Annotated in this window: 23 protein-coding genes; all 23 read right to left on the minus strand. The window is 37.0% G+C overall.

Annotated elements, in window-relative coordinates:
- Window positions 1-232: 232 nt before the first annotated feature.
- The 23 genes from HNR52_RS09285 to HNR52_RS09395 all read right to left on the minus strand — a co-directional run bounded on the left by HNR52_RS09285 (window position 233) and on the right by HNR52_RS09395 (window position 24,086).
- Window positions 233-940, minus strand: coding sequence for an MBL fold metallo-hydrolase (locus tag HNR52_RS09285; protein WP_435620411.1), 708 nt, complete (start codon window positions 938-940; stop codon window positions 233-235).
- Between the two features lie 36 nt (window positions 941-976).
- Entirely contained in the window at window positions 977-1,729 is a 753-nt protein-coding gene (locus tag HNR52_RS09290; RefSeq protein WP_435620412.1) for an ABC transporter permease, read from the minus strand.
- Window positions 1,726-2,706: an ATP-binding cassette domain-containing protein gene (locus HNR52_RS09295; protein WP_435620413.1), complete on the minus strand. Its 981-nt coding sequence runs from the start codon at window positions 2,704-2,706 to the stop codon at window positions 1,726-1,728. Before HNR52_RS09295 ends, HNR52_RS09290 begins: the two co-directional genes overlap by 4 nt.
- 16 nt (window positions 2,707-2,722) lie before the next feature.
- Window positions 2,723-3,298 carry a hypothetical protein gene (locus tag HNR52_RS09300; RefSeq protein ID WP_435620414.1) on the minus strand — a complete coding sequence of 192 codons (576 nt, stop codon included), beginning with the start codon at window positions 3,296-3,298 and terminating at the stop codon, window positions 2,723-2,725.
- Window positions 3,288-3,698 carry a PadR family transcriptional regulator gene (locus HNR52_RS09305; protein WP_435620415.1) on the minus strand — a complete coding sequence of 137 codons (411 nt, stop codon included), beginning with the start codon at window positions 3,696-3,698 and terminating at the stop codon, window positions 3,288-3,290. Before HNR52_RS09305 ends, HNR52_RS09300 begins: the two co-directional genes overlap by 11 nt.
- 296 nt (window positions 3,699-3,994) lie before the next feature.
- Complete coding sequence (locus tag HNR52_RS09310) at window positions 3,995-4,765, minus strand: ABC transporter permease (protein ID WP_435620416.1); 771 nt, start codon at window positions 4,763-4,765, stop codon at window positions 3,995-3,997.
- Entirely contained in the window at window positions 4,766-5,527 is a 762-nt protein-coding gene (locus tag HNR52_RS09315; RefSeq protein WP_435620417.1) for an ABC transporter ATP-binding protein, read from the minus strand.
- 12 nt (window positions 5,528-5,539) lie between these two features.
- Complete coding sequence (locus HNR52_RS09320) at window positions 5,540-6,406, minus strand: pentapeptide repeat-containing protein (protein ID WP_435620418.1); 867 nt, start codon at window positions 6,404-6,406, stop codon at window positions 5,540-5,542.
- Between the two features lie 14 nt (window positions 6,407-6,420).
- The gene (locus HNR52_RS09325; RefSeq protein ID WP_435620419.1) at window positions 6,421-6,750 is read right to left on the minus strand and encodes a PadR family transcriptional regulator; all 330 of its coding nucleotides are present in this window, start codon (window positions 6,748-6,750) and stop codon (window positions 6,421-6,423) included.
- Window positions 6,751-7,144: 394 nt separating this feature from the next.
- Entirely contained in the window at window positions 7,145-8,512 is a 1,368-nt protein-coding gene (gene rlmD / locus HNR52_RS09330; protein WP_435620420.1) for a 23S rRNA (uracil(1939)-C(5))-methyltransferase RlmD, read from the minus strand.
- A gap of 99 nt (window positions 8,513-8,611) precedes the next feature.
- A complete protein-coding gene (locus tag HNR52_RS09335) occupies window positions 8,612-10,723 on the minus strand; it encodes a glucan 1,4-alpha-glucosidase (protein ID WP_435620421.1) in 2,112 nt (703 codons plus the stop codon).
- A gap of 169 nt (window positions 10,724-10,892) precedes the next feature.
- The gene (locus HNR52_RS09340; RefSeq protein WP_435620422.1) at window positions 10,893-11,318 is read right to left on the minus strand and encodes an acyl-CoA thioesterase; all 426 of its coding nucleotides are present in this window, start codon (window positions 11,316-11,318) and stop codon (window positions 10,893-10,895) included.
- A gap of 46 nt (window positions 11,319-11,364) precedes the next feature.
- Window positions 11,365-13,116: a pyruvate kinase gene (gene pyk, locus HNR52_RS09345; RefSeq protein ID WP_013787435.1), complete on the minus strand. Its 1,752-nt coding sequence runs from the start codon at window positions 13,114-13,116 to the stop codon at window positions 11,365-11,367.
- Between the two features lie 11 nt (window positions 13,117-13,127).
- The gene (gene pfkA / locus HNR52_RS09350) at window positions 13,128-14,093 is read right to left on the minus strand and encodes a 6-phosphofructokinase (protein ID WP_013787434.1); all 966 of its coding nucleotides are present in this window, start codon (window positions 14,091-14,093) and stop codon (window positions 13,128-13,130) included.
- 70 nt (window positions 14,094-14,163) lie between these two features.
- Window positions 14,164-14,361 carry a hypothetical protein gene (locus HNR52_RS09355; protein WP_013787433.1) on the minus strand — a complete coding sequence of 66 codons (198 nt, stop codon included), beginning with the start codon at window positions 14,359-14,361 and terminating at the stop codon, window positions 14,164-14,166.
- A 73-nt stretch (window positions 14,362-14,434) separates the two neighbouring features.
- Complete coding sequence (locus HNR52_RS09360; RefSeq protein ID WP_435620431.1) at window positions 14,435-17,869, minus strand: DNA polymerase III subunit alpha; 3,435 nt, start codon at window positions 17,867-17,869, stop codon at window positions 14,435-14,437.
- A 10-nt stretch (window positions 17,870-17,879) separates the two neighbouring features.
- A complete protein-coding gene (locus HNR52_RS09365; RefSeq protein WP_041592066.1) occupies window positions 17,880-19,187 on the minus strand; it encodes a DRTGG domain-containing protein in 1,308 nt (435 codons plus the stop codon).
- A gap of 50 nt (window positions 19,188-19,237) precedes the next feature.
- Window positions 19,238-19,504, minus strand: coding sequence for an HPr family phosphocarrier protein (locus HNR52_RS09370; protein ID WP_013297295.1), 267 nt, complete (start codon window positions 19,502-19,504; stop codon window positions 19,238-19,240).
- Entirely contained in the window at window positions 19,497-20,462 is a 966-nt protein-coding gene (whiA, locus tag HNR52_RS09375; RefSeq protein ID WP_013787430.1) for a DNA-binding protein WhiA, read from the minus strand. Before whiA ends, HNR52_RS09370 begins: the two co-directional genes overlap by 8 nt.
- Window positions 20,463-20,549: 87 nt before the next feature.
- Window positions 20,550-20,786 (minus strand): hypothetical protein, encoded by a 237-nt coding sequence (locus tag HNR52_RS09380; protein WP_013787429.1) that lies wholly within the window; start codon window positions 20,784-20,786, stop codon window positions 20,550-20,552.
- A gap of 314 nt (window positions 20,787-21,100) precedes the next feature.
- Window positions 21,101-21,919, minus strand: coding sequence for a helix-turn-helix domain-containing protein (locus HNR52_RS09385; protein WP_435620423.1), 819 nt, complete (start codon window positions 21,917-21,919; stop codon window positions 21,101-21,103).
- 104 nt (window positions 21,920-22,023) lie between these two features.
- The gene (locus HNR52_RS09390) at window positions 22,024-23,106 is read right to left on the minus strand and encodes a 2-hydroxyacyl-CoA dehydratase (RefSeq protein WP_435620424.1); all 1,083 of its coding nucleotides are present in this window, start codon (window positions 23,104-23,106) and stop codon (window positions 22,024-22,026) included.
- Window positions 23,103-24,086 carry an acyl-CoA dehydratase activase-related protein gene (locus tag HNR52_RS09395; protein ID WP_435620425.1) on the minus strand — a complete coding sequence of 328 codons (984 nt, stop codon included), beginning with the start codon at window positions 24,084-24,086 and terminating at the stop codon, window positions 23,103-23,105. The genes HNR52_RS09390 and HNR52_RS09395 overlap by 4 nt, the downstream gene beginning before the upstream one ends.
- Window positions 24,087-24,207: the final 121 nt, after the last annotated feature.

Raw genomic sequence — 24,207 nt, forward strand, 5'->3', positions numbered from 1 at the left:
TACCTATTGATGAAATTTTAGAAGAACTACAGTTAGCATAGGCGTAGTGTATCTATTTTATGGTAATATTTGTTATCAATTTTTCTCATCTATAGTATTTACTATGTTTTTACTGTAGTTTTCATAGAAATAAACACTAAAAATAGTATGAATGTAACTGCCAATATGAAGATTGTTGATCATACCAGAAGGATTTTTACACATCTATCCTTCTAACGCTTACTATCATACATTAACATTCCTTTTTAAAAAGGCCGCTGTGGTAGCAAATTACATACTTAACATCATATCCGCCTATCTTTTCAATCGACTTTAGATTCATGTCATCGTCAAAATTAATATCCTTTGATGAAGGGACAAGTTTTCCGTCTTTAATGTTTAGCATGTCGCCTGTAATCAACACTTTGGTCTTTTTTAAATAAAGGCAAACGTGCCCTAATGTATGACCGGGGGTATGTATTACATCAATACCACCACAAAATGGCAGTTCTTCGCCATCATTTAATGCCACATCGACTTTTGTCCTATTTTTATCAAATGATGACTTCATCTTATTGAATATTCCTTTCATTTCGTCAGGTAATGCATTCAATTTTGATTCAAGCTGAGCTAATTTTAATGGTTTCAAGTCACCTTCAATGTATGGTTTCTCATCGACATGTGCCATAACCTTTGCTATACCTTGCAATTCTTTTACCATATCTGATAAATTTCCTATATGGTCGATATCGTGATGTGTCAATATAATCGCATTAATACTTTCAAATGGCACACCGGTCTCTTTTATAGCTTCGCGAATCTTAGGCAATTGTCCAGGAAAATCTGTATCAACTAAAATCGCATTTTCATTATCAAAAATTAAGACAGGATAAATCGTCCTCTGAGAACCCATAATATCATCTGAAATTTCCAACATCACAACATTATCGCCAATTTTCATACAAACTCCTCTATATATAATATACATCTGATGTGTTTATGATACAGCCCTTCTATAAATGTTCATTGCCCAACTGATGGTAACCACAGATAGCAGTATCACAACTGCAAATGCCCAAAAAACTTTCATATCCCAAAGTACGCCACCGGATAATAAGCGAGAAGCTTCCACCACATAATATAATGGGTTTAAATGTGCGATAACTTGCAGCCATGTTGGCCCAAGAGAAATAGGAAGTAAAACTCCAGACAACAAAGTTATCGGAAGCTGTAAACCTGTCACAACAGCAGCTATTGTGCCTATATCTTTTGCTATTAGCCCTAAACCACTGCATGCAGCAGAAACAACTACTGTCACCAAACAAAGCAAAATAAATAGGACAGTAAGACCAAATATATGAATGTGAAATCCAATAAAATGCGAAACAGCAATGACAATTAATGAAGTAATCAAAAACATGGCAACATCTTTAAATACATTTCCTAATAACAGCGATAAACGATTAACCGGCGAAACTCTAAAGCGTTCAATAACTCCTGTCGTACGCTCATTATTGATTATCCATGCAATGCCAGTGCCACTATTTAATGCAAATAAAGCTAACAAACCTGGTACAAAAGCGTCAGCAACACTATTTTCCCCTATAGTTGGAATGCCACCCAAAAGAGGTGCGAAGAAAATAAGATATAATAAAGGAGTTGTAATCCCCATGAAAAACCATATAAGAGATCGAATTTGTTCTATCATTCTTCTTTTAAAAAGCAGCCCTGTTTCATGAATAGTCTTCATGCAATACCCTCCTTTGTATCATGTAACGATCTTCCGGTATATTTAAGAAATACATCATCAAGGGATGGACTGGTCATCGTTACTGACTGCATTTGCAATCCATTATTTTTTAAAATCTCAAAAATGTGAGGTAAAACTTGCGCTCCGTCTTTAACAAAAAGATAGATGTTCTCACCTTCAACCACACTTTCATTTATAAAGTTTATAGTGTCAAATAGCTTTTTTGCTTGTTCTATTCTCTCTTTTGAAAATCGAATTAGTATAACGTCGCTAGAAATTCGATTTTTGAGTTCCAAAGGTGTACCCTCAACAACAATCTTACCAAAATCAATAATTGCTACTCTATCACATAAGATATCTGCTTCATCTAAGTAATGTGTTGTCAAGAAAATAGTCATACCTTCTTTTTGTAATTTTCTTATTTGTTGCCAAAGATTAGTTCGATTTTGCGGGTCAAGACCTATTGTCGGTTCATCAAGGAATAACACTTCAGGGCGGTGCATCATACCCATTGCGATTTCAAGCCGGCGCTTTTGACCTCCGGAATAGGTTCTAACAATCCTATCGGCCATCTCGGTTAATTCAAAAACATTGAGCAATTCATTCGTACGTTTTTCTGCGTCATAACGACTCATCCCGTAAAGTCTTCCCTGAAGGAACAGATTCTCGCGACCGGTTGCCCCCAAGTCAGCTCCTCCAAGCTGGCTGACATAACCGATGTGACTCCTTACTTCTTTGGGCTGACGTACAAGATCGTATCCACAAATAGCTCCTTTACCCCCATCGATCGATAAAAGTGTTGTAAGCATCCGGAGAGTCGTAGTTTTTCCAGCACCATTTGGACCGAGAAAACCAAAAATCTCACCACTACTTACCGAAAACGTAATACCACGTACAGCCTCGACCATAGTTATTCTGCCCTTCAGTTTGACTGAAAAACTTTTTCTTAAATTATCAATTTCAATAACATTTGGCATACAATCACTCCTTTTCTCATCTTTTTTTCTTCAATACAATAATTGCATGACTGATTTGCCCTATTCCCAAACCAATTATTACACCCGCTACACCACCAATAAGAGTATCAATCCAACCGCCAAAGATGAACATCTCCCGTCCGCCGCTTGTTATAAATCCAGCAAGTGCTCCAATGGAAAGCCCAAGAAACATAAATCCAGCATCAAATAGACCGATGACTTCGTAATCGGCTGGATCGTAATTCTTATAATATTCTACAAATCTATCATGTAAGTCAGCAGTCCTTATTGATTCGCTTGAATATTTTAGTTCCTCCTTCGCACGCTCAAATGCTTCCTGCTCTGAAAAGCCTTTTTCCATCAAATCTTTCATGTAATCACTCATATAGAGAATCAGATCGTTTTGTACATCAAGTGATACATCAGAACGGCTTTTTAGTTTTGATAGTTTATTTATAAACTTGCTTTTTGTCTGACCGATTTTATGTTGCAGCTTTTCTAAGTAAGTCATCTCAGCTTCTTCTAAATAATGCTGTGATTGCTCCTTCGCAAACTGTTTAATTTTTTCTCTAATCTCATCACTAAAATTCATTATTTTTAATCCCTTCCTTTCTTATAATTTCGATACGCTCACTTAAAAAATTCCATCTTGCCCAAAAAGAAGATAATTCTTCACATCCTCGTTCGTTTAGGGTATAAAACTTCCTTGGCGGGCCTATTTCCGAAGGTTTTTTTGTTATGTGAACCAGCTTGTTTTTTTCAAGCCTAAGCAGCAACGCATACACAGTAGCTTCCGCAATCTCTTCAAAGCCCAATAAGCGTAATTTTTTGGCAATCTCATAACCATATATTTCGCCGTGACTTATAATTTCCAGCACTATACCTTCCAAAACGCCTTTGAGCATTTCACTCATGTTCTCCAGAAAATCACCCCCTTTGGTATTCAATAACGTTGGTAACCAATTATATTGAGTTCTACTATATAATAACATAGAGTAGTCGACTAGTCAATATACTTTCCAAAATGCCGTGTTATATATTCTTTTGGACATGTTCCCTCAAGCAATCAATTCCCATCTTTTCCGTCTACACAACCCCGCCAGCCAAAAGCCGCCCCGAAAAGCTGTGGATGTGTTTCCACGAACAATCACACACATAAAAATACAGGGTTTCCCGGTAGCTCCGCCGCCAAAAGGCACATTTTCGGCAGATGGCAAATCACCGGAAAACCCTGTATTCAAGCCGTTTTTCAGGCGCTTATTTGTTTTTTATTTAATGCCTGCAACCATTAAGCTGCTTTGCGCTTGTAAGCCCTCATCGCGAATAGATATGCAACAATGAGGATACCCAAGCACCATGCAAGCGCAACCCAAATATCATTTCCGGCATGCTGCCCAGACAGCAGTGCGCGGATGGATTCAACGATCGAGGTCACCGGCTGGTTTTCGGCAAAGGCACGGACGACCGGCGGCATTGTCTCGGTCGGTACAAAAGCCGAACTGATAAACGGCAGAAAGAGAAGCGGATAGGCAAACGCGCCTGCGCCGTCCACTGATTTTGCTGAAAGTCCGGCAATCACCGCGATCCACGTCAAAGCCAATGTAAACAACGCAAGTATCCCGGCCACGGCAAGCCATGACAATACACCCGCCGACGAACGGAAGCCCATAATGAGCGCCACAAGAATAATAATGATAACCGTAATCGCATTGGAAACCAATGAGGTCAGTACATGTCCCCACAGCGCGGCTGAACGTGCAATCGGCATGGAGTGGAACCGTTCAAAGATGCCCCGCTGCATATCCATAAACAGGCGGTAAGCTGTATAGGCGATGCCGCTTGCAATCGCAATCAGCAAGATGCCGGGAAGCAGGTAATTCACATAATTATCCGTACCGGTTTGAATCGCACCACCGAACACATAGACGAACAGCAGCATATACGCAATTGGCATGATGGTAACTGTGATGATGGTGTCCATGCTGCGAAGAATATGGAGCATGGAACGCCACAGCATAACACCCATATCACTGAAAAAGTGTTTCTTAAGCGTATCCATTTACTTTTCCTCCTTTTTGCCGATGATTGCAAGGAATATCTCCTCCAACGTCGGCTGTTTTTCCACATATTCCACCTTTGCGGGCGGAAACAGCTTTTTCAGTTCCTCTAGGGTGCCGTTCGCGATGATTTTTCCTTCATGCAAAATGGCAATTCTGTCGGCGAGCTGCTCGGCTTCTTCCAAATACTGAGTGGTTAGAAACACCGTCGTGCCGCCGCTAGCAAGTTCTTTGACAAACTTCCAAACCTCAATACGTGCCTCGGGATCAAGTCCGGTGGTCGGCTCATCGAGGAAAATGATTTGTGGTTTCCCCACAAGGCTCATGGCGATGTCTATTCTGCGGCGCATACCTCCCGAATAGGTGGAAACCCTGCGGTCGGCGGCATCGGTCAGGCCGAAGCGGTCTAGTAAATCATCCGCGACCTGGCGCGGATTTTTGAGATGTCGCAGTCTTGCGATCATGATGAGATTTTCTCGCCCGGTCAATATCTCGTCCACGGCGGCAAACTGCCCGGTAAGGCTTATTGACTGCCGCACGCTGTCGGGCTTTGACACAACGTCGAATCCGTTGACAATGGCAGTCCCGCCATCCGGTTTCAGCAGCGTGGTGAGGATTTTGACAATCGTCGTCTTGCCAGCGCCGTTGGAGCCGAGCAGGGCGAAAATACTGCCTCTTTCCACCTCAAAATCTACGCCCTTTAGAACATGAAGCTCTTTATAGGATTTTCGCAATCCTTTCACTTGGATTGCTCTGTTTTGCATATTCTTCACTCCTTATATAATAGTAACCTTTGATAAATCTGCATTTAAAGCTTTAAGTGCATTGTAGGTTAATTTATCCATCATTGCTCCGTCAAAGCAGATGGTTTGGATGGCGCGGTAATACTTCTTCGATAAGGTAAAACCGGGATGGAACGAAGTATTTTTTAGTGTAGCGCCTTGAAAAGAAACCTCGTTCAGTGCTGATTTATTGAACTTAACGCCAATAAAGCTCTGTCCGTCAAATCGTTGTCCTCGTAGATCGCAATATTTAAAATCCACGCCCATAAAGACACAACGGTTAAAGGTAGTTTTTCTAAGATCGATCATGTCAAATTTTACGTCAGTCAGCTTTAAATCTATGAATTTTGTTCCTTTCATCTCTGACATATTAAAATGGGTGCGTATAAGGATTGATTTAGTAAAGCTCGAATCCATCAGATCACTGGTATAGAACTGGCAATCAGTTAAATTAGTACCGTCAAAATTCGCTTCGCACATATCACTTGCCTTGAACAAGCTTCCAGTCAGGTCGGCACCGGAAAAGTTGGAGCCACGCAATGCGCTTGCCACAAATTTCCCTTTATGTGCGGTAACACCTTCGAAATCACTATTAATTAAGTTACTCGCGCTCAAGTCTGTCAGCACCTGCCGCTCCAGCGAACGAGAGAGGTTAGCAATTTCTTGGACCGTCTGCTCTATATCACCAATGCTATCAATGGTCATCTTAAAAGCCACTTCGTCGTCCTTACCCTCTGCTTTAAGTTCTTTGAATCGCTCTTGCAGATCAGAGAGCAAATCTGCCTTTAGTTCGTTAACGCTTTTTAACCCCTCGTAGGGCGCAAAAACACTGTTCAAATAGTTATTCAATTTCTCGTTCATAACATTTCATCTCCTTATAATAATTTATCAAGCACTCGTTTCGCATACTCCCAATTGGCTTTGTTTCTGGCATAAGTAGCCTTGCCTTTTTCGGTAATCCGAAAATACTTGCGCCGTCCGCCCTGAGATTCATCGCCCCAATACCACTCGATATCACCGTCCGCCTCAAGCCTCCGGACGCTGGAATACATTGTTGCTTCCTTCAGTTCGTACTCGCCGTCCGAACGCTCGGCAATCAGCTTTACAATTTCGTAGCCGTAACGATCGGCTTCTGATAAAAGCCGTAAAATCATCGTATCGGTATGCCCTCGCAACAGGTCGGATGTGATCCTGTTCTCTCCCATGTCACCACCTCCACAGCAATATTATATATTACATTACTATGACTGTCAAGGTACTATTCGTATAAAAGTAAATTGGCGCAAATAGCTTAGCCGTCAAACGGCTGACACGTATTGACGTTCTTTTCTGATCAGACACAAAACAAAAATATAAACCTCATACAAAAATCGCTATAGACATGTTCCCGCGGACACATCAAATGCTTTCAACCGCCGTCTTTTTCGTCTACACAACCCCGCCAGCCAAAAGCCGCCCCGAAAAGCTGTGGATGTGTTTCCACGAACAATCACACACATAAAAATACAGGGCTTCCCGGCATCCCCGCCGCCAAAAAGCACATTTTCGGCGGGCGGCAAATCACCGGGAAACCCTGTATTCAAGCCGTTTTTCAGGCGCTTATTTATTTTTCACATTTTGTATCAATACCACACACTCAACATGATACGTGTATGGAAACATGTCAACTGGTTGTACTTTTTTTGTTCTATATCCATTGTCTTCAAAAATTCTCAAATCCCTTGCTAATGTAGTCGGGTTACACGAGACGTAAATTATTTTTTCAGGATTCATTTTTATCGATGCTTCTACAACATCTTTGTCTAATCCTTTCCTTGGTGGATCGAACACTATGACATCAGGCTTTAAACCTTTATTACAAAGTTCTATCATGATATCTTCTGCTTTTCCAGCAATGAATTCTGCATTATTTACTCCATTTATGGCTGCATTTTGCCTCGCATCTTCTACAGCATCTGGTATTACCTCTATTCCGTACACTTTTCGCGCATGTTTTGCAAAAAATATAGATATTGTGCCTATACCGCAGTACACGTCAAAGACAATTTCATCGCCTTTTAAATCTGCATATTCTAATGCTTTCTCATACAACACTTTGGTTTGAACGGGATTTACTTGAAAGAACGACAAAGGAGATATTTCAAATTTTTTATCTCCAATAAAATCAGTAATATAATCATCACCATATATGACAATATTTTCGTTACCCATAACTTGTTTTCCATTGCTTCTATTTACATTTAAAACAACACTTTTTAAGTTTTCAATTTTTCCTTTAAGCCGGCTTACAAGTTTTTTTTTGTGTGAAATGTCTCTGCTATTCGCCACAATAATAACCATGACTTCTTTTGTTGCAAAGCCAACTTTAGTTATCACGTGCCTTAAAAACCCTTTCCCAGTTTTTTTGTCGTAAACTGTAATCTTATAGTCGTTTGCCCACTCTACAACAGTTTTCATTGCATTGACACTGACACTACTTTGAATCATACAAGAATCAATGCCAATCACTTCATGTGATTTAGATGCGTAAAATCCACCTTCTATCTTGCCATTTTTAATGCTTAATGGATATTCTGCCTTATCTCTATAATGCAGTGGGTCAGTCATGCCTATCGTATCAAATACGGCAACATCAATTTTTCCAATTCTTTTCAAGCTTTCTCCCACTACATGTTTTTTAAATTCTAACTGTCCGCTGTATGTTAGATGCTGAAGTGTACAGCCACCACATTTATCAGCATATTGGCATTTAGGCACAATTCTTTTTTCTGATGGCTCTAATATTTTTTCCACATGTGCATTTAAGTAATTTTTGTGTTTTTCATCTATTTTGGCTAAGACCTTCTCACCTTGTAAAGCACCTTTCACAAAAACGGCAATTCCATCTAACCTTCCAACGCCCTGTCCTTCATGTGCCATATTGTCAATGTATATTTCGTATATATCGCCAATGCTTACATTTTGCAATAATTATCACTCCAAATTCATATTCTCATACACAATTATACTCTATTTAAACAATGAAAAACAGATTTCCCGGATATAGTCATCCGGAAAATCTGTGTATCACTTTGAAGCATACCTTTTATAAACGATGTCTGGCATATCAAGCACTTTATGTTCTATATTTGATGCAAATAATATTACATATTCTGCATGTGCCCAGTTAAGAGGTGATGCTGAATCAGTAGGAAGTCCAGTATCTTCCCATACTTGCTCCGATATTATGCCGCTTTCATTTGCAAAATTCTCCATAGCTTTTACATAAGATGTTGCATCTTTTCCCGCAGCAATCTCGTACATACCTCTTTCACCTGTCAAGAGAGGCCACAATCTTCCTTTTCCTGTTCCATGATATAGTTCTGTCTTAGACATCTCGCCATATCCATCATGATTGTACCTGTACCATGACGGTCCTTTCGGCGTTTCAACTTTTATTGTTTCATCTACGACTTTCAGCGTATTTAATATTTTAGGGTCATCTGCTGATTTTACTCCAAGCCTTACAAGCTCAAGAAAACTTGGATCTACGATTTCTTTTTGGTCGTATACACCACCGCCATTCGCTATGCTTATCATGAAATCGGCATTCGGATCTGGAAGCCCCGCTATCCTTATATAGTAGTGGCCATCTCCCAATGGACCTTTTTCTGTGTAAGTTAGGCTGTCAATAAGCCTTTGCCAATTGTCCGCCTTTTCTTGATATTTTTTAGCAGATTCAAAATCTTTATTTTGTTCAGCTATATATGCAGCACATGTAAGTCCTGCTACTTCCGAAGCCATCGTTGCTGGTGAATATCCACCTATTTCTTCCCATCTTTCTTGTCCCGTCTTAGGACCTATTTTTACGATGAAATCAGCTAAAGGCTTGACAAGGCTTTCATAAAGATCGTATCTTTTAAGCCTGTAACTTAATATTATTGGGTCCGCCTGCTCATCAAGCTGTATACCTGTCCAATATGGCTTACCATTTATCCATGTATTTTGAGGAATCATACCATTGTCTTTCACTACTTTGACTAAATAATCAAGTGCTCTATTTGCCGAATCAGTATCACCAGCAACAATAAATGCATTTGCTACATGGTACAGATCTCTTGACCATACAAGATGGTAGCCACCGATATTGTCATCTTCTTGACCATCACCCCATGGAATTGATAGGGATGCTATATATGCACCCTTGTTTGTCTTGTCTTCACTTGCCTTTAATATCATCATGCTGCTAAAATACAGTGAATTTGCTTTTCCCCCAAAGTTATTAAGGCTATCGCAATACTTCTCCCATTCGTCTATATAAGCTTTCTTTAAGCTATCGTAATTATCATTTAAAGTTTCCATGTTTGTTTTTACTGCCTCGTCTTCACTTTGTCCAAAAGACAATACAATTTCAAATTGACTGTCTTTTTTAAGATCTACCTCAGCGCCTTCTATGATGTTACCTCTTGCACTATCGTAATTGTAAGTCATTTGCATATTTTTATATAGGTCTGTCACGATGTCATTTACTTTATAATACCCTATTGAGTACTTTTTCCATCCTATATCAGATGACAAAGCAGTATAAATTCCATCTCTTTCAGCAATTAACGCAACATTGCCATTTGCCTTAACTGCATATCCTTCATTGTATTTGCCCTGATTTTTTACATGAGGATCACACATTACGTAAAGCCTGTAATCATCAACATTGCCTTTTAAGGCTTCAAACTTCGCCTTAATTATGAGAGAATTCCTCTTTACATCAGTAAATACTTCTTTAGTTATCTTATATCGCCCATCTTTATCTGTGTTAATGATTTTATATCCCAACGATTTTTCAGTGAGTTTTTCGACTTTGACTATTGTGTCTTTTGTCTCATCTGAGACAAACGTTTTTCCGTCTGTCACAAAAAATTTAATATCCTTTACATCAGCAATATCTATAGTGGGATAGTAAACCTCAGATATCGCTCCATCTGCGAGTGTAAACCATACTTTTGAAGTGTAGTTGTTTGCGGTTCCTACGCCTTGTTTATGAGCTTTAGCCCAAGTATCAGTCTCACCCGAACCATTTACTGCTTGTACATTATTCAATCTCTCAATTTTAATGTTTGATATATTATTGTTAGCGCATCCACTTAGTACACTTGACGCAAGAAATAGTACAGGTAGATATTTTATAAGTTTTCTATTCAATTTCATCGCCTCCAATAACATTTTACATTATATCAACGATTTGTGCAATCGATTTTATGAAAAGACAAAAAAAATAGGGCACAATGCCCATGATATAATCGGTTACCAATACCATTATAACCAATTTATTGAATTATATTCATGCTTTACACTTTTTATCTAATAATATCTAAACACCATCATCATAGCATTTATTCAACATTTCATAAATATGAGGCAAAACTTTTTTTATATTTACAGGTTTTCTGTCAAGTGTCGTAAATGGGTGTTCTGTCATGCCTTGTGCTAAAAGCTTATTTTCATCTTCTTTCACTATATCGTACTCAAACCTTATTCTGGTGCCTTTTAAAAATCCTATTTTTGTCTTTATAATTATTACATCATCATACTCTGCAGGCCAAAAGTATTTGCAATTAGCTTCTATCACTGGAAGCATGACATTATTTTGCTCTAATTCTCGATAAGTCATGCCTAAAGATCTGAAAAATTCTGTCCTACCTATTTCAAACCAGTTTAAATAATTTGCATGATACACTATGCTCATCTTATCTGTTTCCCCATATCTGACCCTTACTTTTGCATCATAAGTATACATTTCATTATCACCTCAAAAAATAAAGACAAGAAGATGACTTCCTGTCCTATTTTATATTCACTATGCCTTTGTAGACCAATCCTCTGGCAGTATCGAGAGTTACCGTCATTCCATCTTTTAGCTTAGCTGTTACTCCTTCACATCCTACAATGACAGGCAATCCATAGTTTAATCCAACTATTGCAGCATGTGACGTTAGTCCGCCTTCTTCTGTTATGATAGCCGAAGCCTTTTCAATTATAGGCATATAATCCCTTTCAGTTTTTTGAGCAACGATGATGTCTCCTTCTCTGAACTTATCTTTGTCCTTGTATGGATCTCTTATGATGGAAACAACACCACTTATGGATTTAGTACCTATGCCTGTGCCTTTTACTATTACATCTCCCACAATATGAACCTTCAACATATTTGTCGTGCCTGTAGTCGCGACAGGTATTCCTGCCGATATTACTACAATATCGCCATTTCGAATTAAGCCTTCACTTAAAGCCGTATTTACTGATACTTCTATCATTTCATCTGTAGAGCTGACTTCTTGTGATATAAGTGGATGTACACCCCATACGATGCTAAGCTTTCTTGCTACATCTTTGTTTGGCGTCACTGCAATTATAGGTGCTGACGGTCTATACTTAGACACCATTCGAGCAGTATAGCCTGATATTGTAGATGTAATAATGGCAGTCGCACCTATATCTCTTGCGGTAGTGCATGTAGCATGGCTTATAGCGTTTGTCATAGAAATATTGTAATCCACATTTTTATCTAAATTTTCTTTGTAATTTATATACGTTTCAATTTTTTCAGCTATCTTTGACATTGTCTTAAAAGCTTCTACCGGATATTTGCCTTGTGCTGTTTCACCAGACAACATTATCGCATCAGTACCGTCCAATATGGCATTGGCCACATCTGTCACCTCTGCCCTTGTGGGCCTTGGATTTCTTATCATAGAATCAAGCATCTGGGTAGCAGTGACAACTGGTTTACCTGCTTTATTGCATTTTTCAATTATCCTTTTCTGAACTATAGGTATTTCCTCTATAGGAATTTCAACACCTAAATCACCGCGGGCAACCATTATACCGTCAGAAACCTTAATTATTTCGTCGATATTTTCCACACCTTCGCGATTTTCAATTTTTGATATAATAAGTATATGACCAGCGTCATTGTCTTCTAACAACCTCCTTATAGCTATTACATCCGCTGCTTTTCTAACAAAAGACGCTGCAATCATGTCGATTCCTTTTTTTATTCCAAACTCTATGTCATCTACATCTTTTTGCGTTATAGCAGGCAAATTAAGCTTTGTACCAGGCACATTTACACCTTTGTGGTCACCTATTGTACCAGAATTCTCCACAGTGCATATTATATCTTCGCCTTTTACGTCATTGACCTTCAATGATACTAACCCGTCATCAATCAATATGCGAGAACCTCTCCCCACATCTTGAGGAAGCCCCTTGTATGAAACAGAGCAAATAGTATTATCTCCTTCAATTTCCCTTGATGTCACCGTAAATGTCTGACCTTCTTTTAGCTCTGCAATACCGCCTTTAAATTTGCCAGTCCTTATTTCAGGTCCTTTTGTATCAAGCATAATTGCTATAGGCAGATTAAGCTCTTCTCTAATCTTTATAATATTATCTATCCTGCTTCCATGCTCTTCATGGTCACCATGTGAAAAATTCAATCTGCAGATATTAAGACCACTTTCTATAAGCTCTCTCAATATCTCATACTTTTCACTGGCAGGACCAATCGTACATATTATCTTAGTTCTACGCATATCTTCACTCCTTAAATTGATAATATTTTGCTGAGTTCATAAAGCTTTAAATTAAACTCTTTTTTCATTGCCAATGCGGTATCAATATCATCATCAACAATCTGATTATTTCTTATACTTATTATCCTTTGAGATTTGTTTTCTAATAAAAGCTCTACAGCTCTTGATCCCATTTGGCTTGCCATAACCCTGTCCATGACAGTAGGTGCACCGCCTCTTTGTATGTGGCCCAGCGTCGTATGCCTTAAGTCCAATTTTGGAAGCCTCTCTTGAATCATCTTTGATAGCTCAAGACCGCTCATTACGCCTTCAGCCAATACAATTATGTGATGCAGCTTGCCCCTCTTTATGCCATACGAAATTTTTTCACAAACTTCATCAATGTCAAATTTAACTTCGGGTATTATTATAATCTCTGCTCCTCCAGCAAGTCCTGCATAAAGCGCTATGTACCCAGCATTTCTTCCCATTACCTCTATAATGTTTGCTCTTTCGTGTGATGTTGCTGTGTCTCTAATCTTGTTTATAGCATCTATAGCAGTATTGCAAGCAGTATCAAAGCCAATTGTATAATCTGTACACGGTATATCATTGTCAATAGTTCCAGGGATACCGATTGTATTAACACCATGTTCATTGCTTAAAAGCTGTGCACCTCTAAAAGAACCGTCCCCCCCTATTACTACCAGACCCTCAATATTGTGCTTTTTCAATACCTCTGCAGCCCTAGCTCTTCCTTCTTTTGTCTTAAATTCTGCACTTCTGGCTGTTCGAAGTATTGTACCACCTCTTTGAATTATGTCTCCTACAGATGACAATGTCATGTCTTCTATCTCGTCGTCTATGAGCCCTTGATAACCTCTCATGATGCCTTTCACTGTTAGCCCGTTATATATGCCGCATCTTACTACTGCCCTTATAGCAGCATTCATGCCTGGTGCATCTCCACCACTTGTTAAAACACCTATTGTTCTCATAATATATCCTCCTTACCAACCGGGTCATTATATGTCCCATTTTATTAAAAGCCCCCCTTTTAAGGGGTAATTAAAGACCATATTCAATAATAATATTCTGTGCATCCTGAGCTTCTGAATTAGGAACCATGACTTCACAGTAGCCGTCGTTATTGTCTACATTTTTTTTCAATGGTTTTAATTTTACCAAAAAGCCTTCTTTTGTCAGCACATCTTTGACCTTTTCTGCAACTTCCATGCTATGCGCCATATATATAACAGTCCACATAAAAAGGCCTCCTTGAATATTCTAACTACTATTTTAATTTATTTTTTGTATAATATCAATATATATTTACGCGTTATACAATTTTAACATTTTCTTTTCCCAGTACACTTGCAAGTTCATCCAAAAGCTCATTTGCACCATTTACCCAAAGATCTTTTTGTGCTGCCAGATTTTTATTTTCATATCTTATAAAAACCGGAATGTTTCCCTTGTATTTTGTTAAGATGCCCTTAATCTTTTCCACATCTTTTTGTTCTTTTACATTAAGCCACAGTTTTTCCCTTATCCTGTGTGTAAGTGGTTCGACTTCATCGCATAAAATCTTTGGCTCTTCATCTTCTCTTAAACTGACTTTGCCCTTTATTATAACAGGGAGATCTTCACTTAAAAATTTTGAATACCTTTCGTACACAGCAGGAAATACGATGACTTCGATGGTACCATACAAATCTGCAAGATTTACAAAAGCCATCATATTGTTATTTTTTGTAAACTTTATTTTTTTGCTCTCTACAATCCCTACTAAAACAACATCCTGATCATCAAAGGCAGATTTTTTTACAAACGAATCATCACTATTTTTCAAGTCTCTGGTTGTACAATTTGCTATTCTTCGTATGTCGTCTTGATATTCGTCAAGTGGATGACCGCTAATATAAAGCCCCATAGTCTCTTTTTCCATAGAAAGTATTACGCCTTTAGAAAATTCTTTGATATCTGGAAGCGAATAATCGATTTTATGGCTTTCTGAATCACTTTCAAATAAAGACATCTGTCCCTTTATATTTTTCTCTCTGCTTCTATGAATGCTTTCCATGATGCCTTCGTAAACAGCCAATAATTGAGATCTGTAGACACCAAATGAATCGAATGCACCAGCTTTTATGAGACTTTCAACGGCCTTCTTGTTTAATTGCATTTCGTCTATTCTCTCAAAAAAGTCTATGATAGAAGTGTACCTGCCATTTTTCTTTCTGTCTTCTACAATTTCCAGAGTGGCGTTTAACCCAACATTCTTAACAGCAGCAAGGCCAAATCTGATTTTGCCATTGACGACGGTAAAGTAGGAATAGCTTTCATTTATGTCTGGCGGCAAAATCTGTATACCCATCTTTTTTAGAACTTGTACATAAAAAGCCACCTTGTCCGTATTATCAACAAAGCTATTAAGCAATGCAGCCATGAATTCAACAGGATAATACCGCTTTAAATATGCTGTTTGAAATGCCACAACAGCATAAGCTGCAGCATGAGATTTATTGAATGCATAATTGGCAAAATCTATCATTTCGTCAAAAAGCCTGTTAGCTGTAGCTTCATCGACGCCTCTATTTACAGCTCCCGGTACAACGTAATTTCCATTTTCATCCTTAATTCCATAAATGAAGTTTTTTCTCTCTTCCTCCATGACCTTCATTTTTTTCTTCGCCATAGCACGGCGAACCAAGTCAGACCTTCCCAATGAATACCCTGCCAGATCCCTTACTATTTGCATAACTTGTTCCTGATACACCATGCAACCGTATGTGACATCAAGAATTGGTTTAAGAAGTGGATGTTCATACTTTATATTCTCAGGGTTATTTTTATTTTCTATGTATCTTGGTATTTGATCCATCGGTCCCGGTCTATAAAGCGATATACCCGCTATTACATCTTCCAACTTTTCTGGCCTTAGCTCTGTCATAAACTGTTTCATTCCAGATGACTCTAATTGAAATACGCCCTCAGTATCACCTCTGCTTATCAGTGCATAAACTTCTTTATCTTCAAAGTCAATACTGTCTATGTCAACATCTATTCCTCTGGTTTCTTTTACGATATCCAAAGTATCTCTTATGACAGTAAGTGTCCTTAAACCTAAAAAATCCATCTTTAAAAGACCTAATTCTTCCAAAGTCGTCATTGTAAACTGTGTGACAATAGAGCCTTCATTTTTTTGAAGTGGCACGTATTTAACCAGTGGTTCACTGGATATAACTACGCCAGCAGCGTGTGTAGAAGCATGCCTCGGAAGACCTTCAAGAGATCTTGAAATATCAATTAATCGCCTAATCTTCTCGTCTTTTTCGTACTTATCTTTTAGCTCTGGATTTAACTCGATTGCTTTATCTATAGTCATACCCAGTTCGAAAGGTATCATTTTTGCAATGACATCAACTTCAGCGTAAGGGAAGTTTAAGGCACGCCCCACATCTCTTATGGCAGCCCTGGCAGCCATTGTACCAAATGTTATTATCTGAGCCACTCTGTCTTCTCCATACTTTTTGACTACATAATCAATTACTTCTTGTCTTCTCTCATAGCAAAAGTCAGAGTCTATATCTGGCATGCTTACTCTTTCAGGATTCAAAAATCTTTCAAAAAGAAGATTGTACTTTATAGGATCAATCTTTGTTATGCCGAGGCAGTATGCCACAAGACTTCCTGCAGCCGAACCCCTTCCAGGACCAGTCATTATTCCATTGTCGCGGGCAAATTTAATAAAATCCCAAACGATTAAGAAGTAATCAACATATCCCATCTTTTCTATCACAGAAAGCTCGTAGTTTAGCCTTTCCATCACTTCATCAGTTGGATTTGGATACCTTTTATATAACCCATCAATACATAACTTTCTCAAATATTCATCAGACTTCATGCCGTCTGGCACTTCAAACTTAGGAAGCTTCGTTTTATTAAATTCAAATTCCAGATTGCACATATCAGCAATTTTTACCGTATTCTCCAAAGCTTCCTTGCAATAAGAAAACATCTCATACATCTCATCAGGGGATTTTAAATAAAACTGATCTGTTGGAAATGACATCCTGTCAGAATCATCCATATTTTTACCTGTCTGGATGCACAAAAGGACTTCATGTGCCAAATGATCTTTTTTATTAAGATAATGCACATCATTTGTGGCCACAAGAGGTATGTTTAGCTCTTTTGAAAGCTTTATCAATTCTGAATTTACTTTTTCTTGTTGGCTTAAACCGTGGTATTGAAGCTCCAAATAAAAGTTACCTGTTCCAAAAATAGAGTTATAAAAAATAGCAGTCTCTTTAGCTTTTTCATAATCATCAGATATGAGATATGATGGTATTTCACCGCCAAGACATGAGCTAAGCGCTATCAGACCTTCACTGTGTTCTTTTAAGTACTGATGATCAATCCTCGGTTTATAGTAAAAACCATCAATAGATGCCTTTGAGACAATTTTCATCAAATTTTCATATCCAGTCATGTTTTTACATAGTAAAATTAAATGGTAGTTTAGATTATCTATGCCGTATTCTTTATCGTATAGTGATCTTGGAGAGACGTAAATCTCACATCCAATTATAGGTTTTACACCATAAGATACGGCTTCTTTGTAAAAGTCAATGGCACCGTACATGACGCCATGATCTGTAATAGCTATAGAGTTCATTCCAAGCTCTTTTGTCCTCTTTATAAGCTCTTTTATTCTGCATGAACCATCAAGAAGACTGTATTCGCTGTGAACGTGCAAATGTACAAACATCATAATCACCTTAAAAAAGTTTTTTGTTCTTTAAAAGCCTCAAAGACATCAGCGCTTTTGCAATCATTGTTTCTTCGTATAAAACCGATATCTCAACTTTGCAAAAATTACCGCTGTAGTCAATAATAGAAGTATTAACCTCAATTGTTTTTTCAGCTTGTAGAGGCCTTATAAAATAAACCAAAAAATTATCTACAACAGCATCAAATCTTTTATTTCTCGTTACTGATGATATGCCACATTCGCTCATAAGCATCATGAGGGCGCTACTGCTGACTGTTCCCAATTGGTTTACCATGTTTTGCGGTATCGTACCATAAAATTTCATCCCATCCTGAGTTTTCTCAGCATGAAAGTCTTTTAATAATGTGTCATTGATAGTCTCCTCGATCTGAGGTTGTTTTGCCATGTACTGAAGCGCTTTTATCACATCTTCCCGACTTATTATGCCGACAAGTTCTTTATTATTGGTAACAGGCAAAACCTCTATATTCCACCATATCATGAGATGAGCTGCGAAAGCTACAGTTGTAGTTTCAGTGACGTATATTGGATTTCTGGCCATTATATCTCCTATTTTATCATTATCGTCAGCTTTAGCTATTTCTCTTGATGTAACTATTCCAACCAAAGTACCGCTTTCATCTACAACAGGATACCTTGTATGGCTTGTCTTATTTAGCAATGCCTTCCAATCATTTACTGTCTGATTTGTCGTCATGTAGATAGGATTAGATGACATGATATTGCTTACAAGCAGTATCCTCTTCTTAGTCATCCTCTCATTGATTGCTTTGTTTATTAAGGTTGCCACAGTAAAGGTATCATAAGTAGTAGAGATCAATGGCAATGAAAGCTTATCTGCCAAAGTTTTAACTTCTATTTTAGCATCAAATCCACCTGTTATAAGGACGGCAGCACCTGCTTTTAATGCTGCCATCTGTGCATTATCTCTATTGCCGAGTATAATAAGATCACCGGGTTGAATATATTTTACCATTTCTTCAGTTGTCATGGCGCCTATCAAAAATTTATTAAGCTCTATATTGAGCCCATTCTCTCCGCCTAAAACAATTCCATCCACAACATTCTTTATTTCCTCGTAGGTCAGTCTATCAAAGGACTTGCTTTTAGGCTTTGTCCTTATGGTACCTGCTCTCGGAATAGTTGTCACAATGTACATGCTTTCTGCATCTTTTATGGCTTTATATGCAGTGCCTTCGCTTATCTTTAAAGCCTGCGCTAAACTCCTTACTGATATTTTGGTTCCTTCTGGCAGGCTTTTTAGATACTCCAGCACCCTCTCATTTTTAGTCATAAAAAAATCATCCTTCATGCAAAAAAGGTTTCCTAAGAAACCTTTTTAGATTATTCTTCTCCAAATTTTGAATCAATTAGATCAACAAGTGCCTTAATTGCTTCTTGTTCGTCGCTGCCATCAGCGATAAGTTTCACTGTATTTCCCTGTGCAACACCTAATGACATAATACCCATGATGCTTTTTGCATTTACCTTTTTATTTTCTTTTTCCACCCATATCTGTGATGAAAATTTGCTAGCCGCTTGTACAAATAAAGCTGCTGGTCTCGCATGAAGACCTGTCTTATTTTTAATTTCTACTGTCTTTTCAGTCATAATTGTTGACTCTCCTCTCTTTTAATTTTGATACTATTTCTTCAATTTTTCTTAATCTATGATTTACTCCTGATTTTCCAACAGGAGGATCTAGCATTTGACCCAATTCTTTAAGGCTTATATCTGGATATTTAAGCCTTTTTTCTGCAATCTCTTTTAAATTATCCGGGAGATAATTAAGCCCTACGCTGTTCTTTATATAATTTATATTCTCTATCTGCCTCAATGATGCATTGATGGTCTTTGTTAGATTAGCAGTCTCGCAATTAACAAGCCTGTTTACATTATTCCTTATGTCTTTATATACGCGTATATTTTCTAAGTTTAATAAGGAATTATGTGCCCCCATTATGTTTAGGACATCTACTATTTGTTCTCCCTCTTTTAAGTATACTACATAATTATTTTTTCTTGCAATAATTTTTGAATGCAAATGATAATTATTTATTAATTTGCTTAAATCCTTAGCATGATCTAAATTGTGCGTTATAAATTCCAAATGGTACGCCTTTTCTGGATCGCTAATCGAACCGCCTCCAAGAAAAGCCCCCCTAATATAGGCTTTTTTGCAACACTTTTTGCTAACAATGCTTTTGTCTATGCCATAATTTAACTTACTACCTTCACTGTCATACTTTAAAAGTCCAACTTCTCTCAATATGTTCTCGGCTGCGTCTTTGTCAGAGACTAAGATCAAATAACTTAAAGATTTTTTTAGTTGGCTATTTCTCCTCACCATCACCTCTGCCACGACATTGAATATATCTTTTAAAAGCTTAAATGCCAATCTTGCTACAGAAGCATTTTCAGTTACAAGACTTAAACTAATTCTTTGATGACCATATATAGATATTGAACCAATTGTTCTTATCAAAGCAGCAAGTTCAGCTAATTTGCAACAGTTATCGTCGGGGTATATTCTTGACAACTCGTTTTTTGTGATAGACGAAAAGGACATATAAATCACCTCGCCGGGTCCTATATCTATTATACTACATAATTTTAAAAAAACTCCTATAATTTTTTATAGGAGTCTAAAAATAATTTAGAAATCTAACTTTTTTCTTTCCCAATCTAAATAATCTTTCGAGGTTTTCCAGTCAGCTATTTCTCTTGATGAAAGCCAATCTTTGAATTCTTTATAGTCTTTCCACTCTTCATATTCGCCAAGCTCATTTAATCTTTTTGCAGCTAAAAATCTAAAAATATCAAGGCTTCCATACAGCTTTTCGTATTCTTTATAGTAGTGATAATCTCTTCCATATCTCTCATTTGCCTCCATAATCTCACCCCAATCACAATATGGAAAGATGGCACTTAGCCATATTTTAATATATACTGCATAATATTCACAAATCTCAAATAAGGTTACTTAAACATCCATTTGACTACAAAATTTTGTGCAACCCATTGCATTAAATTAAATGCTATCATTCATTGTTTGTTATTTAAATTTTTAAAAGCAAAAATCTTTTTAAAATATGCAAACGTTTGTTATTTCTATATAAAAATATTCCTTTTACATAATTAAAGGATATGTAAACGGAACATCACTTTTATGATATACAGCTTGTCTTATCATACAATACCCCTTTCTCATTTTTCAAGTTTTATAGTCACTGGTGCTGGAATATCAATGTGTGGTATTTCTTTGCCATCTACTGTTATTTTAGCATCTGGAGGATTACCCATCAAGATTTCTATGCTGTTTTTGACATCAAAAGTTTTTATCATGCCTGATGTCATCAAATACTGATAAGTATCCACACCATCCACTTTCACACTAACCCAACATTTTTGTCCAGGTATAGATAGATCGACTTTGTATGAATCAGCAGCAGGTGAAACTTTATAATCAAATTCGCTTTTCGTACTGTTTACCAAGTTAAACGTAGTGGTTTTTTCGTTATTGCTATAAACATTATTGGCTGTTGTATTGTCTCTGTTATCATTTTGTGTTTTATGTGTAGTGTCATTCGTGCTTTGCTCTGCACTTGGGAGAGGCGCCAGTCCTTTGTTTATCTGGCTTACCATGTAATATATACCAAATGCAAAAAGGCACACCACCAAAACTCCTATAAATGGTTTTATTAACCTTCTAAGGAGTGCTGATAAATCAAAAGAACTTTCTTCTTCTAAAGGTGTAGTTGCATGTTGTACTACATCATCCTTTTCTTTAGGTTCCTCAAAAAGATAGCTATACTTTTTTAATAGATCATTTGCATCTAATCCTACAGCCTCTGCATAACTCTTTACAAAACCTTTAGCGTAAACTAAAGCTGGGATTACATTAAAATCGCCGTCTTCTATGGCTTTCAAATATCTTGTACGAATTTTCGTAATCTCCTGAAGATCGTCAAGTGTCATTCCTTTTTTTAATCTCGCATTTTTTAATATATCACCAAGTTCATTCATAAAATCACCTCATAGTCGATCTTCCATAAAAAAATAAAATCTATTTATATACAAATATAAGTATACCAATAATTTATAATTTTTTCGATATCCAGATAAAAATTTTAATATTTTTTTATATTTTTCAATCTCCTCCTCTCCAATAAATCTTTAAAGGCTTCTAATCTTGTCTGATACCCAGCTTCACCAGTCTTTTCATCGTAACTTAAAGACATAACTGGTATATTCTTATCGCTACTTATTTTGGCAATTATTCCTTCTGCAACAATTTCAGGTGTACAAGTAAAAGGAAAAATTTGTATTATCCCATCGTAATTTTTTTCTGCATATTTTACAGTATTTGCGACAGTATTTAAACCGTGACCACCAATATCCCTTTCTAAATACCCATGCGCATATTTTTTAAATTCCATTCTTTGAGGCAATTTAAAAGCACTGTTTATCAAATAATCTGAAAGAAAATCAGTTTTAGTAACTTCTATACCTAATTCATTCAACGATCTTAAAATATCTAAATTAGAAAAAGGTTCAAGCATAAGATATATTTCCCCTACTAAAGCAACTTTAAGCTGAATTTCCCTTTTTATGGTTGCATTTTGTTTTAACTTTTCCAATCCTTCTTTGTAAATGCTATCTAGCTCTTTTTTGTTTTTCGCATTTTTTATTTTTTCCATGTAGTCTTCAAAAATTTTAGTCGTGATTCCAATTTCATTTTCATGTGCCCTTAAGATCAGAAGCTGTTTTTCAAATTTATCAGCAATTATCATTTTTTGAACAGCAAAAATGAAAGCCTTCAAAGCATCTTTCCAATATACGTCTGGAAAATACGATGAAAGTTCTCTTAAAAAATCAATTAACCTTCCGTGAGGTGGATCTAATATTATCATATTAAACTTGTATCCAAGATCAATTAATGTTTCTCTTTGTGCTTGTCCATAATAACCGAACCTGCAAGGCCCTATACCACCCAACATTATTATAGTATCAGCACCGTTTTCAAGTGCTTCTATAAAATTCCCCAGATTTATCTTATATGGAAGACAGACAAACTCAGGTGAATATTTTACTCCAATTGATAGAGTCCTATTAGTCACAGGTGGCGGCTCCACAACTTCTACATTGATTCCTTCAAACATCGTCTTTAATATCATATTTAACGAACCCATATGTGGATATGTTATTTTCATGCCATAATCTCTCCTTTTCGCCATCTTAACAAATCCATAAAGGCTTCTAACCTAGTATTTAAACCTGCCTCACCAGTATGTTCATCAATGGTTATGGGCATAAATGGAATCCCACCATCTCTCTTGTAATCCCTTTCTAAAAGGTCATCAGTGATAGAGTCTGGCCCACATCCAAAAGCAGAAACAGATATTACCCCGTCCACTTCTTTGCTCTCGATAAAATATTTACCTGCACCTAAAATATCCCTTCCATAAGTCCAAAATAAATCTTTTTGAAGTTTGCTGGCACCATTTTCAATTTTATCTCTTTCTATCATATTTGTTGTAAGCACATAAGCTCCCATATTCTTAAGCCTATTTATCAATCCCATAGATAAATAATCATCCATTATGTCATAGGAATGGGCTAATAAAGCTATTTTTAAATCCCCTTTTGTATTTGCGTCTAATTTTTTCCCTTCCATAATTTTTATTGCTTCTGTATTTGAAAATCCTTCTCTAATAATGAATTCAAAAGTCCTTTGCCTTTTTAAAGATTTTTCGTATGCGTCTTTAATTTTACTTGTGCTATCAACAAACAGCTTGCCAACTCTCAAAATTTCTCTTTCCATAAACTCTTCTCCACGATAGTAATCAATCTTCATATCTATTATTTGTGGCAAATCAGAAATAAGATTTCTCACTAAGTCAGGCAAACCCAAAAATTTTGAGCATAGATATCTACGCCTTTCTACGCTTATGACTCTTGGAACAAATATATAATCAACACCCTTTTCCTTCAAATCAATCACATGACCCATAAATGTCTTGACAGGAAGGCAGGTTTCATCCACGCAAGTCTTGATGCCATCATCAATTATTTTTTTACATGTATCACTGGAAGTAACCACTTCAGCACCCAGTTCTTCAAAAAATGTTTTCCACATAGGATAAAAGTTGTAGTATAAAAGCCCTTTTGGAATACCAACTTTTTTACTCATCTCTTACCTCCAAACTTTTTAATAAAATCAAAACACTATTATTTTTAACATTAAACGCCCATAATATACAAAAAAACACCGGAATATATTCCAGTGTTTACAATTTGTTCTATGTGTAACA

Source organism: Thermoanaerobacterium thermosulfurigenes (assembly GCF_051201035.1).
GTDB lineage: Bacteria > Bacillota > Thermoanaerobacteria > Thermoanaerobacterales > Thermoanaerobacteraceae > Thermoanaerobacterium > Thermoanaerobacterium thermosulfurigenes.

What these genes read in the sequence shown, in the direction of transcription:
- HNR52_RS09285 (WP_435620411.1), bottom strand. Translation starts at nt 940, where the DNA reads ATGAAAATTGGCGATAATGTTGTGATGTTGGAAATTTCAGATGATATT.
- HNR52_RS09290 (WP_435620412.1), bottom strand. Translation starts at nt 1,729, where the DNA reads ATGAAGACTATTCATGAAACAGGGCTGCTTTTTAAAAGAAGAATGATA.
- HNR52_RS09295 (WP_435620413.1), bottom strand. Translation starts at nt 2,706, where the DNA reads ATGCCAAATGTTATTGAAATTGATAATTTAAGAAAAAGTTTTTCAGTC.
- HNR52_RS09300 (WP_435620414.1), bottom strand. Translation starts at nt 3,298, where the DNA reads ATGAATTTTAGTGATGAGATTAGAGAAAAAATTAAACAGTTTGCGAAG.
- HNR52_RS09305 (WP_435620415.1), bottom strand. Translation starts at nt 3,698, where the DNA reads ATGTTATTATATAGTAGAACTCAATATAATTGGTTACCAACGTTATTG.
- HNR52_RS09310 (WP_435620416.1), bottom strand. Translation starts at nt 4,765, where the DNA reads ATGGATACGCTTAAGAAACACTTTTTCAGTGATATGGGTGTTATGCTG.
- HNR52_RS09315 (WP_435620417.1), bottom strand. Translation starts at nt 5,527, where the DNA reads ATGCAAAACAGAGCAATCCAAGTGAAAGGATTGCGAAAATCCTATAAA.
- HNR52_RS09320 (WP_435620418.1), bottom strand. Translation starts at nt 6,406, where the DNA reads ATGAACGAGAAATTGAATAACTATTTGAACAGTGTTTTTGCGCCCTAC.
- HNR52_RS09325 (WP_435620419.1), bottom strand. Translation starts at nt 6,750, where the DNA reads ATGGGAGAGAACAGGATCACATCCGACCTGTTGCGAGGGCATACCGAT.
- HNR52_RS09340 (WP_435620422.1), bottom strand. Translation starts at nt 11,318, where the DNA reads ATGTATACTTATGATGCAAAAGTAAGGGTCAGATATGGGGAAACAGAT.
- pyk (WP_013787435.1), bottom strand. Translation starts at nt 13,116, where the DNA reads ATGCGTAGAACTAAGATAATATGTACGATTGGTCCTGCCAGTGAAAAG.
- pfkA (WP_013787434.1), bottom strand. Translation starts at nt 14,093, where the DNA reads ATGAGAACAATAGGTGTTTTAACAAGTGGTGGAGATGCACCAGGCATG.
- HNR52_RS09355 (WP_013787433.1), bottom strand. Translation starts at nt 14,361, where the DNA reads ATGTGGACTGTTATATATATGGCGCATAGCATGGAAGTTGCAGAAAAG.
- HNR52_RS09360 (WP_435620431.1), bottom strand. Translation starts at nt 17,869, where the DNA reads ATGTTTGTACATTTGCACGTTCACAGCGAATACAGTCTTCTTGATGGT.
- HNR52_RS09365 (WP_041592066.1), bottom strand. Translation starts at nt 19,187, where the DNA reads ATGACTAAAAATGAGAGGGTGCTGGAGTATCTAAAAAGCCTGCCAGAA.
- HNR52_RS09370 (WP_013297295.1), bottom strand. Translation starts at nt 19,504, where the DNA reads ATGACTGAAAAGACAGTAGAAATTAAAAATAAGACAGGTCTTCATGCG.
- whiA (WP_013787430.1), bottom strand. Translation starts at nt 20,462, where the DNA reads ATGTCCTTTTCGTCTATCACAAAAAACGAGTTGTCAAGAATATACCCC.
- HNR52_RS09380 (WP_013787429.1), bottom strand. Translation starts at nt 20,786, where the DNA reads ATGGAGGCAAATGAGAGATATGGAAGAGATTATCACTACTATAAAGAA.
- HNR52_RS09385 (WP_435620423.1), bottom strand. Translation starts at nt 21,919, where the DNA reads ATGAATGAACTTGGTGATATATTAAAAAATGCGAGATTAAAAAAAGGA.
- HNR52_RS09390 (WP_435620424.1), bottom strand. Translation starts at nt 23,106, where the DNA reads ATGAAAATAACATATCCACATATGGGTTCGTTAAATATGATATTAAAG.
- HNR52_RS09395 (WP_435620425.1), bottom strand. Translation starts at nt 24,086, where the DNA reads ATGAGTAAAAAAGTTGGTATTCCAAAAGGGCTTTTATACTACAACTTT.